Source organism: Streptomyces sp. NPDC028289, from assembly GCF_055565975.1.
The window spans coordinates 129378-142927 of sequence record NZ_JBVHTI010000013.1; the positions used below are offsets into that span (position 1 = coordinate 129378).

The following is a 13550-nucleotide window of genomic DNA, read 5'->3' on the forward strand; positions in this document are numbered from 1 at the left end:
AGGTCTACCCCTCAGGTCTACCCCTCGGACTCCCCGCGGATCACAGCAAGCACCCCGTCCAGCTCATCAGGTTTTACCAGAACGTCGCGCGCCTTGGACCCCTCGCTCGGCCCGACCACACCGCGCGACTCCATGAGGTCCATGAGCCGGCCGGCCTTGGCGAAGCCGACGCGCAGCTTGCGCTGGAGCATGGACGTGGAACCGAACTGGGTGGAGACGACCAGCTCAGCGGCCTGGCAGAGCAGGTCGAGGTCGTCGCCGATGTCCTCGTCGATCTCCTTCTTCTGCTTGCTGCCCACGGTGACGTCGTCCCGGAAGACCGGCGCCATCTGGTCCTTGCAGTGCTGGACGACGACGGCGACCTCCTCCTCGGTGACGAACGCGCCCTGCATACGGGTCGGCTTGTTCGCCCCCATCGGCAGGAAGAGTCCGTCGCCCTTGCCGATGAGTTTCTCGGCGCCGGGCTGGTCGAGGATGACGCGGCTGTCGGCGAGCGAGGAGGTGGCGAAGGCGAGCCGGGAGGGCACGTTCGCCTTGATGAGACCGGTGACCACGTCGACCGACGGGCGCTGGGTGGCGAGCACCAGGTGGATGCCGGCCGCGCGTGCGAGCTGCGTGATGCGCACGATCGCGTCCTCGACGTCGCGCGGGGCGACCATCATCAGGTCGGCCAGCTCGTCGACGATCACCAGCAGGTACGGGTACGGCTGCAGCTCCCGCTCGCTGCCCTCGGGCAGCTTGACCTTGCCCTCGCGGATCGCCCTGTTGAAGTCGTCGATGTGCCGGAACCCGAAGGCGGCCAGGTCGTCGTAGCGCAGGTCCATCTCGCGCACGACCCACTGGAGCGCCTCGGCGGCCCGCTTCGGGTTGGTGATGATCGGCGTGATCAGGTGCGGGATGCCCTCGTAGGCGGTCAGCTCGACGCGCTTCGGGTCGACCAGGACCATCCGCACGTCCTCCGGGGTCGCCCGCATCATGACCGAGGTGATCAGGCAGTTGATGCAGGACGACTTGCCGGAGCCGGTGGCGCCGGCGACGAGCATGTGCGGCATCTTCGCCAGCGAGTGCATGACGTAGCCGCCCTCGACGTCCTTGCCGAAGGCGACCAGCATCGGGTCGTCGTCCTCGGCGGACTCGGCGAGCCGCAGCACGTCCCCGAGGTTGACCATCTCGCGGTCGGTGTTGGGGATCTCGATGCCGACCGCGGACTTGCCGGGGATCGGGCTGATGATCCGCACGTCCGGGCTGGCGACGGCGTACGCGATGTTCTTGGTGAGCGCGGTGATCCGCTCGACCTTCACGGCGGGGCCGAGCTCGACCTCGTAGCGGGTGACCGTCGGGCCGCGGGTGAAACCGGTGACGGCCGCGTCGACCTTGAACTCGGAGAAGACGTTGGTGAGCGAGGCGACCACCCGGTCGTTGGCCTCGCTGCGCGCCTTGCCCGGGCCGCCGCGGGTGAGGAGGTCGAGCGACGGCAGCGAGTAGGTGATGTCGCCGGAGAGCTGGAGCTGCTCGGCGCGCGGGGGCAGGTCGCGGGGCTCCTCGGGCGCCGGTTTGGTCAGGTCCGCGACGACCGGCTCGACCTTGAGTTTCTCCTGCTTGGGCCGCGCGGCCGGGACCGGGCTCGGGCTCGGTGCCGGCACGGGCGTGGGGGTGGTGTCCTCGCGGTCGCCGACGCTGACGCCCTGGGTGAGGTCGGCGACGAGCGGCGAGGGCGGCATGCCGTGCAGGACGGCGCCGTCAAGCGCGGCCGCGGCGGCCGCCGCGACGTCCACGGCGTCCATCCGGCGGCCCAGCTCGGGCTGTGGCACGGCGGAGCGGCGCGGGCGGCCCCGGCGCTTGGCGAGGGCCTCCTGCTCGGCGCTGTCGGGGTCGTACTCCTGGGGGGCGCCGGAGCGCCTGCGGGGGCGCGCGGGCAGTGCCTGGCGCCACTGCTCGTCGTAGCGTTCGTCGTCCTCGCTGTACTCCTGGTACCCGTCGTCGGGCTCGGGGTCGTGCAGCAGCCCGAGGCGCGCGCCGAGTGCCCGCAGCCGCTGCGGAATGGCGTTCACCGGGGTCGCGGTGACGACGAGCAGCCCGAAGATCGTGAGCAGTACCAGCAGGGGTACGGCGAGGACTTCGGTCATGGTGTACGTCAGCGGGGTGGCCGCCGCCCAGCCGATGAGGCCGCCGGCGTCCCTTATGCCCTGCATGCCGTCGCTGCGGGCGGGCGAGCCGCAGGCGATGTGCACCTGGCCGAGCACGCCGATGACCAGCGCCGACAGGCCGATCACGATCCGCCCGTTGGCGTCCTGCTGCTCGGGGTGGCGCATGAACCGTACGGCGATCGTCGCGAGCAGTATCGGCACCAGCAGGTCGAGGCGGCCGAAGGCGCCGGTGACGAGGATCTCGACCAGGTCGCCGACCGGCCCGCGCAGGTCGGCCCAGGTCCCGGCGGCGACGATCAGGGCGATCCCGAGCAGGAGCAGGGCGATGCCGTCCTTGCGGTGGGCCGGGTCCAGGTTCTTGGCTCCCTGTCCTATGCCGCGGAAGACGGCGCCGACGGCGTGCGCGACGCCGAGCCAGAGGGCGCGCACCAGGCGGTACACGCCCCCGGTGGGGCTGGGCGCCGGCTTGGGTGCCGGCGCGGACTTCTTCGCCGCGGTCCTCTTGGCGGGCGCCTTCTTGGCCGGGGCTTTCTTCGCGGCGGCCCTCTTCGCCGGAGCCTTCGAGGGAGCGGCCTTCTTCGCGGGCTGCTTCTTGGCTGCCGAGGGACGTGAGGCCATGGGTGTGAGGTTACCGGGGGATGCGACAGGGGACACGTGTGCCCACTGCTTCACCCGTTCGTGTCGCCCTTCGCGGGGCGCGGAACTGACGCACGCTCATGGGCAACTGCGTCCGCGGTCGCGGTCAGTTCTGCGACGGGAGCGGCGGCGTGGCGCCGCCCGTGCCCGGTTCGAGGGCGTCGAGCGCCCGGCGCAGGCCGGTGAGTTTGCGCTCCAGGTGGGCCGCCGTGGCCACCGCAGCCGCGTCCGCGGACTCGTCGTCGAGCTGCTTGGACAGCGCCTCGGCCTGCTCCTCGACGGCCGCGAGCCGGGCCGACAGCTCCGCGAGCAGCCCCGCGGACTCCTTGCCGGCCACCGCGCCGCCCTTGCCGCCGCCCTCCAACTGGAGCCGCAGCAGCGCCGCCTGCTCGCGCAGCTGGCAGTTCTTCATGTACAGCTCGACGAACACCGAGACCTTGGCGCGCAGCACCCACGGGTCGAAGGGCTTGGAGATGTAGTCGACCGCGCCCGCGGCGTAGCCCCGGAACGTGTGGTGCGGACCGTGGTTGATGGCCGTGAGGAAGATGATCGGAATGTCCCGGGTCCGCTCCCGCCGCTTGATGTGCGCCGCGGTCTCGAAACCGTCCATGCCCGGCATCTGGACGTCCAGCAGAATCACCGCGAAGTCGTCCGTGAGCAGTGCCTTGAGCGCTTCCTCCCCGGACGATGCCCGCACCAGTGTCTGATCGAGCGCAGAGAGGATGGCCTCCAGCGCCAGCAGATTCTCCGGCCGGTCATCGACCAGGAGGATCTTGGCCTTCTGCACCATGGCCCGCCCTCCTCGCCCCGGATGTGCACCGGGCGCCGCCCCAGGGGACGACTCCCTTTCGCCGCCCGTCCTTGTGCCGGTCATGGTAGCCGCACCCCGCCTGTCGCCACACCCTGTCACCGCGATGTCACTGTGCACGTAGCAGAAACGCAGCCGGAGACCAGAAGGTTCCCCCAATCCCGCACTTCTACACGGGTTCCGCCACCGTGAGTCAGCAACTCCCCGCGCACACGGAACGTTCCCACAACGTTCACATCACGCCTGACCGTTCCCGTCACTCCCCGCGCATCCACTGCTCCATCACCGCCAGAAGGTGATCGGGGTCGACCGGCTTGGTGACGTAGTCGGAGGCGCCCGACTCGATGGCCTTCTCCCGGTCGCCCTTCATCGCCTTCGCGGTGAGCGCGATGATCGGCAGCCCGGCGAACTGCGGCATCCGGCGGATCGCGTTGGTCGTCGCATAGCCGTCCATCTCGGGCATCATGATGTCCATCAGCACGACCGCGACATCGTCGTGCTGTTCCAGGACCTCGATGCCCTCCCGGCCGTTCTCGGCGTACAGCACCGACAGGCCGTGCTGCTCCAGGACGCTGGTGAGCGCGAAGACGTTGCGGATGTCGTCGTCGACGATCAGCACCTTCTCACCGCCGAACCGCATGCCCCGGCGCGGCTGCGGAGACGTCGCCTCCTGCTCCGCGAGCACCGGCCACGCCTCCGCCACCGGAGCCCCCCGGCGACGGCGCCGGAAGAGCGCCGCGGCACCGTTCTGGGTCTCCTGGTACGACTTCACCTCGGCCGGCGTCTCGATCTCCACGCCGGACAGCTCCAGGGCGTGGTGCGAGGCGACCAGGTCCCCGGCCTCCAGCTGGGGCACGGACTGCTGGTAGCCCTGCGGCGGCAGCTCGCTGGGGTGCAGCGGCAGGTACAGCGTGAACGTGGAGCCGCGGCCCGGCTCGCTCTGCGCGTAAATCTCACCGCCCAGAAGCTGCGCGATCTCCCGCGAGATCGACAGCCCGAGGCCCGTACCGCCGTACTTGCGGCTGGTCGTGCCGTCGGCCTGCTTGAACGCCTCGAAGATCACCCGCATCTTGCTGGCCGCGATACCGATGCCCGTGTCCGTCACCGAGAACGCGATCAGCGGCGCGTCCGGATCACTGAGCGAACCGGCCTCCAGGAGCTGCTCCCTGATCCCCACCGGGACATCGCCGCTCGCCGGCCGGATCACCAGCTCCACCGAGCCGGAGTCGGTGAACTTCACCGCGTTGGACAGCAGGTTGCGCAGCACCTGGAGGAGCCGCTGCTCGTCCGTGTGCAGGGTGGCGGGCAGCTCCGGCGAGACCCGCACCGACAGGTCGAGGCCCTTCTCCGCGGTCAGCGGCCGGAAGGTGGCCTCCACGTAGTCCACGAGCTGGACGAGGGCGATCCGCGTCGGGGAGACGTCCATCTTGCCCGCCTCGACCTTCGACAGGTCCAGGATGTCGTTGATCAGCTGGAGCAGGTCGGATCCGGCGCCGTGGATGGTCTCGGCGAACTCCACCTGCTTCGGCGACAGATTGCCCTCGGCGTTGTCGGCGAGCAGCTTGGCCAGGATCAGCAGCGAGTTGAGCGGAGTGCGCAGCTCGTGCGACATGTTGGCGAGGAACTCGCTCTTGTAGCGCATGGAGACGGCGAGTTGCTCGGCGCGCTCCTCCAGGACCTGCCGGGCCTCCTCGATCTCGGTGTTCTTCACCTCGATGTCCCGGTTCTGCTGGGCCAGCAGCTCGGCCTTCTCCTCCAGTTCGGCGTTGGACGCCTGGAGGGCCTTCTGCCGGTTCTCCAGCTCGGCCGACCGCTCCTGGAGTTGCTCGGTCAGCTCCTGCGACTGCTTCAGCAGCACCTCGGTCTTGGTGTTGACGGAGATGGTGTTGACGCTGGTCGCGATCATCTCGGCGATCTGGTTGAGGAAGTCCTTCTGGATCTGCGTGAACGGCGTGAAGGAGGCCAGCTCGATCACGCCGAGCACCTTGCCCTCGAACAGCACCGGCAACACGATCACCTGCGCCGGCGGGGCCTCGCCGAGCCCGGAGGAGATCTTCAGGTAACCGGTCGGCGCCTTCTCCACCAGGATCGTCCGCTTCTCCTGGGCGGCGGTCCCGATCAGCGCCTCACCGGGCCGGAACGACGTCGGCATGGAGCCCATCGAGTAGCCGTACGACCCGAGCATGCGCAGTTCGTACGCGTCCTCGTTCTCGGCGTTCATGTCCTTGCCGTCGACCAGCGGCATCGCCAGGAAGAACGCGCCGTGCTGGGCGGTCACCACCGGCGTCAGCTCGCTCATGATCAGGGAGGCCACGTCCACCAGGTCGCGGCGGCCCTGCATCAGCGCGGAGATCCGGGCCAGGTTGCCCTTGAGCCAGTCCTGCTCCTGGTTGGCCACCGTGGTGTCACGCAGGTTGGCGATCATCTTGTTGATGTAGTCCTGGAGTTCCTGGATCTCGCCGGACGCGTCCACGTCGATCTTCAGGTTCAGGTCGCCGCGGGTCACCGCGGTCGCCACGCGCGCGATGGCACGCACCTGCCGGGTCAGGTTCCCGGCCATCTCGTTCACTGACTCGGTGAGGTCGCGCCAGGTGCCGTCCACGTCACGCACGCGCGCCTGCCCGCCGAGCGCCCCCTCGGTGCCCACCTCGCGGGCCACCCGGGTGACCTCCTCGGCGAAGCTCGACAGCTGATCGACCATCGTGTTGATCGTCGTCTTGAGCTCGAGGATCTCACCGCGCGCGTCAATGTCGATCTTCTTGGTCAGGTCGCCCTTCGCGATGGCCGTGGTGACCATCGCGATGTTGCGCACCTGGCCGGTCAGGTTGGACGCCATCTGGTTCACCGACTCGGTGAGGTCCTTCCACGTACCCGCCACACCCGGTACGTGCGCCTGACCGCCCAGGATGCCGTCCGTGCCCACCTCGCGGGCCACCTTCGTGACCTGGTCGGCGAACGAACTCAGGGTCTTCACCATCTGGTTGATGGTGTCGGCGAGCTGGGCCACCTCACCGCTCGCCTCGATGGTGACCTGCCGGGTCAGGTCGCCGTTGGCGACCGCCGCGGAGACCTGGGAGATGTTCCGCACCTGCATGGTCAGGTTGTTGGCCATCTGGTTCACGTTGTTGCTGAGGTCCTTCCAGATGCCCGTGACACCCGGAACCCTCGCCTGACCGCCCAGGATGCCCTCGGTGCCCACCTCACGGGCCACCCGGGTCACCTGCTCCGCGAAGCTCGACAGCTGGTCGACCATGGTGTTGACCGTCGTGACGAGCTCGAGGATCTCGCCCTTCGCGTCAACAGTGATCTTCTTCGACAGGTCGCCCTTGGCGACCGCGGTCGTGACCTCGGCGATGTTGCGCACCTGGATGGTCAGGTTGTTCGCCATGAAGTTCACGGACTGGGTGAGGTCCTTCCAGGTGCCCGCGACCCCCTGCACCTCGGCCTGGCCGCCCAGGATGCCCTCGGTGCCCACCTCACGCGCCACGCGCGTGACCTCCTGGGCGAACGACGACAGCTGGTCGACCATCGTGTTCAGGGTGTTCTTCAGTTCCTGGATCTCACCGCGCGCGTCCACGGTGATCTTCTGGGAGAGGTCACCGCGGGCCACCGCGGTGGCGACCTGGGCGATGTTGCGCACCTGGGCCGTCAGGTTGCCGGCCATGCCGTTCACCGAGTCCGTCAGGTCCCGCCACACACCGGCCACGCCGGGCACCTGCGCCTGACCGCCCAGCCGTCCCTCCGTACCCACCTCGCGGGCCACCTTGGTGACCTGGTCGGCGAAGGCGGACAGCTGGTCGACCATCGTGTTGATCGTGTTCTTCAGTTCGAGGATCTCGCCTCGCGCGTCGACGTCGATCTTCTGGGACAGGTCGCCCCGCGCCACCGCCGTCGTCACCTGGGCGATCTGCCGCACCTGGGAGGTCAGGTTGCCGGCCATGAAGTTGACGGAGTCCGTCAGCTCCTTCCAGGTGCCCGAGACGCCGTCCACGCGCGCCTGACCGCCCAGCCGGCCCTCGGTGCCCACGTCCCTGGCCATCCGCGTCACCTGGTCGGCGAAGCTGGAGAGCTGGTCCACCATCGTGTTCACGGTGTTCTTCAGCTTCAGCATCTCGCCGGAGACGTCGACCGTGACCTTCTGCGACAGATCACCGTTGGCCACCGCCGTCGTCACCTGGGCGATGTTGCGGACCTGGCCGGTGAGGTTGCGGAACGCGGTGTTGACGGAGTCGGTCAGGTCCTTCCAGGTACCGGCGGCTCCGGGCACCTGCGCCTGGCCGCCCAGCTCACCCTCGACCCCGATCTCCCGGGCCACCCGGGTGACCTCGGCACCGAACGACGACAGTTGGTCGACCATGCCGTTGACGGTGTTCTTCAGCTCCAGCATCTCGCCGGCCACGTCGACGGTGACCTTCTGCGACAGGTCACCGTTGGCCACCGCCGTCGTCACGGCGGCGATGTCGCGCACCTGGGTGGTCAGGTTCCGGAACACCGTGTTGACGGAGTCCGTCAGGTCCTTCCAGGTACCCGCCGCGCCCGGCACGTTCGCCTGCCCGCCCAGCCGCCCCTCGCCGCCGACCTCGTTGGCCACACGCGTGACCTCGTCCGCGAAGATCCGCAGCGTCTCGGTCATCTGGTTGATCGTCTCGGCGAGCTGCGCGACCTCACCGCGCGCCGGAACGGTGACCTTGCGCGACAGGTCACCGTTGGCGACCGCGGTGGTCACCTCCGAGATCCCGCGCACCTGGGCCGTCAGGTTTCCGGCCATGGTGTTGACGGAGTCGGTGAGCTCCTTCCACGTCCCCGCCACCCCCGGCACGTGCGCCTGACCGCCCAGGATGCCGTCCGTGCCCACCTCACGGGCGACCCGGGTCACCTCGGAGGAGAACGCCGACAGCTGGTCCACCATCGTGTTGACGGTTTCCTTCAGCTCCAGCATCTCGCCGGCGACCTGGACCGTGACCTTCCGTGACAGGTCGCCCTTGGCGACCGCCGTCGTCACCAGCGCGATGTCCCGCACCTGTGCCGTCAACCGGTACGCCATCGTGTTCACCGAGTCCGTGAGGTCCCGCCACGAACCGGACATACCCCGCACCCGGGCCTGACCGCCCAGCTTGCCCTCGGTGCCCACCTCACTGGCCACACGCGTGACCTCGTCGGTGAACGTCGACAACTGGTCGACCAGGTTGTTGACGGTCCGGCCGACCTTCAGGAACTCACCGCGCAGCGGATGACCGGCCCCGTCCGGCGACGGCGACCGCAGCTCCATACGCGGCGACAGATCACCCTCGGCCACCGCCGTCAGGACCCGGCCCACCTCGGAGACCGGCCGTACCAGGTCGTCGACGAGGGCGTTGGAGTTGTCGACCGCGGCCGCCCAGGAGCCTTCGCAGGCACCCGTCTCCAGCCGCTCAGTGAGCTTTCCCTCACGTCCGACGACACGCCGCACCCGTGACAGCTCACCCGTGAGGTGGAGATTGCGGTCGGCCACCTCGTTGAAGACCGCCGCGATCTCCGACATCACGCCGTCCCCGGACACCGTGAGCCGCTTGCGGAAGTTGCCGTCCCGCATCGCCACCAGCGCCACCAGCAGCCGGTTCAGGGAAGCCGTGTCCACCGCGGTGGTCCCGTCACCGCCCCGCTGCCTGCTCAGGGACGGTCCGCTCTTCGCGCGCGCTTTAGTGCCCCGCGCCGCTGCGCCAGACTCCACTGTGTCCCTCCCGCAGGGGTCGACCGTTACTGCTGTGCTCGGACACCGCCGTACCCGGCGTACCGCTTACTCCGGCGTACCGGTTACTGCTGCGTATTTCTGCCAGACGAGATCCGGCCACACCAGGGGCTGCTGCCCGCCGTACACGCAACGCATTCGGGCTGACCGGACCTTCATCACAAGCTTGCCCAGTGTTTCACCCTCACCGAACCAGGCCATAACAGTTCGGCAGCTTCGCACATCGTCCGCACACCCTGGGGGCGTAAACACTGGCGACCGGCATCCGCTCGGACGGCGAAGGTAAGTAACCTTGCATGCGGCTGTCCAGCCGCACCGGTCCGTCCGGCCTGGGCGGTGGCACGAGAACGAGCGGGCATTCGGAGGGGCGGCCGCAGACCATGACCACCGGAGTGATCCCCGGGGGACACAACCCGGAGCCACGGCCCTCGGGCGAGCGCATGCCGCACCAGCGGCACCAGCCCGGCCAGGCAAGCCCGCATGTCGAGACACGGTCGAGGAGTTCTGTGATCACCGCGCGCGCGGCCGCCAGCTTCGAGCCCGTCGGGCGATCGGTCGCGACCGCCCGGGCCTTCGTCCGCGACACCCTCCAGGGCTGGGGCTTCGGGGACGTCGTCGACGACGCCGTGGTCCTCACCAGCGAACTGGTGACCAACGCGGTGGTGCACGCCGGCACCCACGCCGACGTGCTGTGCCTGCGCACGGACGACGGGGTGCGCATCGAGGTCTCCGACCGCTACCCGGAACGCGAGGTCCCGCTCCAGGGCTCCCCCGTCAACATGGGCAGCCCCGACCGCGAGGGCGGCCGCGGACTCCAGCTCTGCGCGGCCCTCGCCAGCCGCTGGGGTGTCGAATACACGTCCACGCACAAAAATGTCTGGTTCCAGCTCGACCTCCCCGAACGCCCCGTGGGCACCCGCGCGGCCGGCCCCTCCCTCCCCGCCGACCTGCTGCCCCTCGCCGACGGCCGGGTCCGGGTCGCGGTCGTCCAGATCGACCGCAAGGGCTCCATCTCGGCCTGGAACGAGGACGCCGAGGAGATCTTCGGCCACACCGCCGCCGAGGTCACCGGCAAGCCGCTCACCGACCTCGCCGCCTGGCCGCACACCCCCGGCACCGGCACCGGCATCGCCGAGGCCCTCCAACTCTCCCGCTGGGAGGGCAGCTACGGCATCCGCGGCGCCGACGGCCGCGTGACCTCCGTCTACGCCTCGCACCTGAGAGTCCGCGACACCGGCGGCGAGCCCTCCACGGTCTGCCTGCTCGTACGCGACCACGAACGGGCCGTCCTCCAGACCCCGTTGCGCGTCCCCGCCTCCGACGCCGGCGGCGCCTCCGACGGCCAGAGCAGCGACCCTTTCGAGGTGTTCATCGGCTCCCCGGCCCCGGACGACCTCGACGGCCTCCTCCAGCGCACCGTCGAACGCGCCCGCGACATGCTCGACGGCGACTCCGCGTTCCTGCTCCTCGCCACCGACGACGAGACCGAGTTGGAGGTCCGCGCCTCCACCGGCCTCCCGTCCGCCCGCCAGCGCTTCGCGCGCGTGCCCGTGGAAGCCGGCCCCGGCCGCTACGGCTCGGCCCGCATGCCGGCCGTACACGACGATCTGGCGGCCGTTCCCGGCGCGGTCCCCCTCCTGGCCGGCACCGGCATGCGCTCGGTCGTCACGGTCCCGCTGAAGGTCGAGGGCCGCCTCACCGGCTCCCTGGGCGTCGCGGCCGAGGCACCGGGCAGATACTCCAACGAGGAGGCGCTGCGCCTCCAGTTCGCCGCCGACCGCATCGCCCTGGCCGTCGAGTCGGCCCGCCTCGGCGAGCTGGAGCGGCTGCGCCGCGGCTCGCTCAGCTTCCTCGTCGAGGCCTCCGACCTGCTCGCCGGCACCCTGGACCGCGACCAGACCCTCGCCCTGATGGCCCAGATGACGGTCCCCACCCTCGCCACCTGGTGCGCCGTCTACACCATCGCCGACCAGGCCTCCGAGCCGTACCTGTCGTACGTCCTGCACGAGGACGAGGAACTCATCGACGGCATCAAGTCGTTGCTCTCCAAGGTGCCCCCGCCGGATCCGGTACCCACGCCCGGCGCCCGGGTCTGGAGCGCCCCCAGCGAGCACGCCCACCAGGCCGCCCTGCGCAGCTCGATGCGCAGCCTCGGCCTGACCGGTGGCCCCACCCGCCAGGTCTCCTCCGGCATCGGCCCGACGCTCGCCACCGCCTCCGCGGTGGGCGGCGAGACGGTGGTCCTCCCCCTGGTCGCCCGCAACCGCGTCATCGGCATGCTCACCCTCGGCAAGCCCACCGACGAACACTTCCGCCAGGAGATCCTGGAACTGGCCGAGGACCTGTCCCGCCGGGCCGCCCTGGCCCTGGACAACGCCCGCCTCTACTCGGAGCGCACGGCCATCAGCCAGGCCCTCCAGCGCAGCCTCCTGCCCCCGGGCACCCCGCACATCGAGGGCATGGAGGTCGAGGTCATCTACCGCGCGGCCGGCGAGGGCAACGAGGTCGGCGGCGACTTCTACGACGTCTTCCCGATCGCCGACAACGCGTACGGCTTCGCCATCGGCGACGTCTGCGGTACGGGCCCCAACGCGGCCGCCGTCACGGGCCTCGCCCGGCACGCACTGCGCCTGCTCGCCCGGGAGGGCCTCAGCGGTCCCGCGGTCCTGGAGCGCCTCAACTCGGCCATCCTGGACGAGGGGGCCCGCAGCCGCTTCCTGACCCTCCTGTACGGCGAGATGCGCCCCCAGGAGGACGGCAGCGCGGAGATGAAGGTCGTCTGCGCCGGCCACCCGCTCCCGCTGCGCCTGCGCCAGGACGGCACCGTGGAGGCAGCCGCCGAGCCGCAGCCCCTCCTCGGTGTCATCGAGGACCTGGAGCTGTACGAGCAGACGGTCACCCTCGACCCGGGCGACGTCCTCCTCTGCGTCACCGACGGCGTGACGGAACGCCGGGAGGGCACGCGCATGCTCGGCGACGACGGTCTCGCGGACGTCCTGACGACCTGCACGGGCCTGACGGCGGGCGCGGTCGCCGCACGCATCATGCGCGCGGTGGAGCGCTTCGCGTCGGACGCCCCGTCCGACGACATGGCGATCCTGGCGATGCGGGTCCCCGGTCTCCAGAAGGACTGAGAGCGGGGACCGCGGGAAGGAACGACCGGAAGGAAGCACAAAAAAGTCCCGCCCTTTAGGGCGGGACTTTTCTTCCTTGAGCCCCCAAACGGAATCGAACCGTTGACCTTCTCCTTACCATGGAGACGCTCTGCCGACTGAGCTATAGGGGCCTGTTGCCTTTTCGGGGTTTCCCCCGCGGCAACGGAATAGATCGTACCCCGAACAGGCCCGAGTTCCCAAACTCGTTCAGAAGGCGGGCTGAAGCAGTCCGCCGAGGGCATTGCAGGCGGACACGATCCGCTGCATCTCCCGCTTCGTCAACGCGGCGTCCACGGGCAGCGCCAGCGTCTCGTCGGCGGCCACCTCCGTTTCCGGCAGCGAGACACAGCGCCGGAATTCCGGCAGTCGGTGCACCGGCGTCTTCACCGGCACCCGGCAGTCAACTCCCTTGCCCCGCAGGGCCCGAGCGAAGGCGTCCCGGTCGGGCCGGCCGTTCCCCGGCACCCGCACGACGTACTGCTGGTAGGTGTGCCCGTCGCCACCGTCCGGCGTCCGCACACCGCGCAGCTTCGCATCGAGATACGAGGCCCGCTGCCGACGCTGCGCGATCTCGTCGTACGGAGCCTCGGACTCGCCCTGCTCCAGCACCAGCAGCCCGTGCCGCTGTCCCAGCTCGCGCAACCGCCGGATGTCGGCCCACCGTCCAAACCGGTGTACGACAACCACCGCTGCGGAACGGGCAGTTATGGCCGCCTCGACCGCCGTCACGTCGAGGCAGTAGGTCAGCGGATCTATGTCGGCGAACACCGGAAGCGCACCGGCCAGTGTCACGGCCTCGGCGACTTCGACGTTCCCGAAGGCCGGCACGATGACCTCGTCGCCGACTCCGACACCGGCGGCCCTGAGCATTGCAGCAGTACCCATGCTGGGATGCTCGGCGCGGAACGTGAACGACACGTTACGCAAACCAAAAAAGGGCTGGACCCGGAACCGAAGTTCCAGATCCAACCCTTTCAAAGATTGTTCGGCGGTGTCCTACTCTCCCACAGGGTCCCCCCTGCAGTACCATCGGCGCTGTGAGGCTTAGCTTCCGGGTTCGGAATGTAACCGGGCGT

5 protein-coding genes, 1 tRNA gene and 1 rRNA gene are annotated in these 13550 nt (G+C 69.7%); 1 reads left to right on the forward strand and 6 read right to left on the reverse strand.

The features are described 5' to 3' along the window. Window positions 1-17: 17 nt before the first annotated feature. The 3 genes from ACZ4UV_RS47810 to ACZ4UV_RS47820 all read right to left on the reverse strand — a co-directional run bounded on the left by ACZ4UV_RS47810 (window position 18) and on the right by ACZ4UV_RS47820 (window position 9301). Window positions 18-2765 carry a DNA translocase FtsK gene (locus ACZ4UV_RS47810; RefSeq protein ID WP_467848028.1) on the reverse strand — a complete coding sequence of 916 codons (2748 nt, stop codon included), beginning with the start codon at window positions 2763-2765 and terminating at the stop codon, window positions 18-20. 124 nt (window positions 2766-2889) lie between these two features. Continuing rightward, the gene (locus tag ACZ4UV_RS47815; RefSeq protein WP_451018638.1) at window positions 2890-3573 is read right to left on the reverse strand and encodes a response regulator; all 684 of its coding nucleotides are present in this window, start codon (window positions 3571-3573) and stop codon (window positions 2890-2892) included. Window positions 3574-3847: 274 nt separating this feature from the next. After that, complete coding sequence (locus tag ACZ4UV_RS47820; protein ID WP_451018639.1) at window positions 3848-9301, reverse strand: HAMP domain-containing protein; 5454 nt, start codon at window positions 9299-9301, stop codon at window positions 3848-3850. 398 nt (window positions 9302-9699) lie between these two features. On the opposite strand from ACZ4UV_RS47820, the gene ACZ4UV_RS47825 reads away from it, so the two are divergent. Further along, window positions 9700-12453, forward strand: a complete 2754-nt coding sequence (locus tag ACZ4UV_RS47825) for a SpoIIE family protein phosphatase (protein WP_451018640.1) — start codon at window positions 9700-9702, stop codon at window positions 12451-12453. A 79-nt stretch (window positions 12454-12532) separates the two neighbouring features. Here the strand turns inward: ACZ4UV_RS47825 and ACZ4UV_RS47830 are convergent. The 3 genes from ACZ4UV_RS47830 to rrf form a co-directional block, all read right to left on the reverse strand. Continuing rightward, window positions 12533-12605 (reverse strand) — tRNA-Thr (locus tag ACZ4UV_RS47830). A gap of 76 nt (window positions 12606-12681) precedes the next feature. After that, complete coding sequence (locus ACZ4UV_RS47835; RefSeq protein WP_451018641.1) at window positions 12682-13344, reverse strand: DegT/DnrJ/EryC1/StrS family aminotransferase; 663 nt, start codon at window positions 13342-13344, stop codon at window positions 12682-12684. 113 nt (window positions 13345-13457) lie between these two features. Further along, window positions 13458-13550 (reverse strand): 5S ribosomal RNA (gene rrf, locus ACZ4UV_RS47840); the annotation flags it as partial.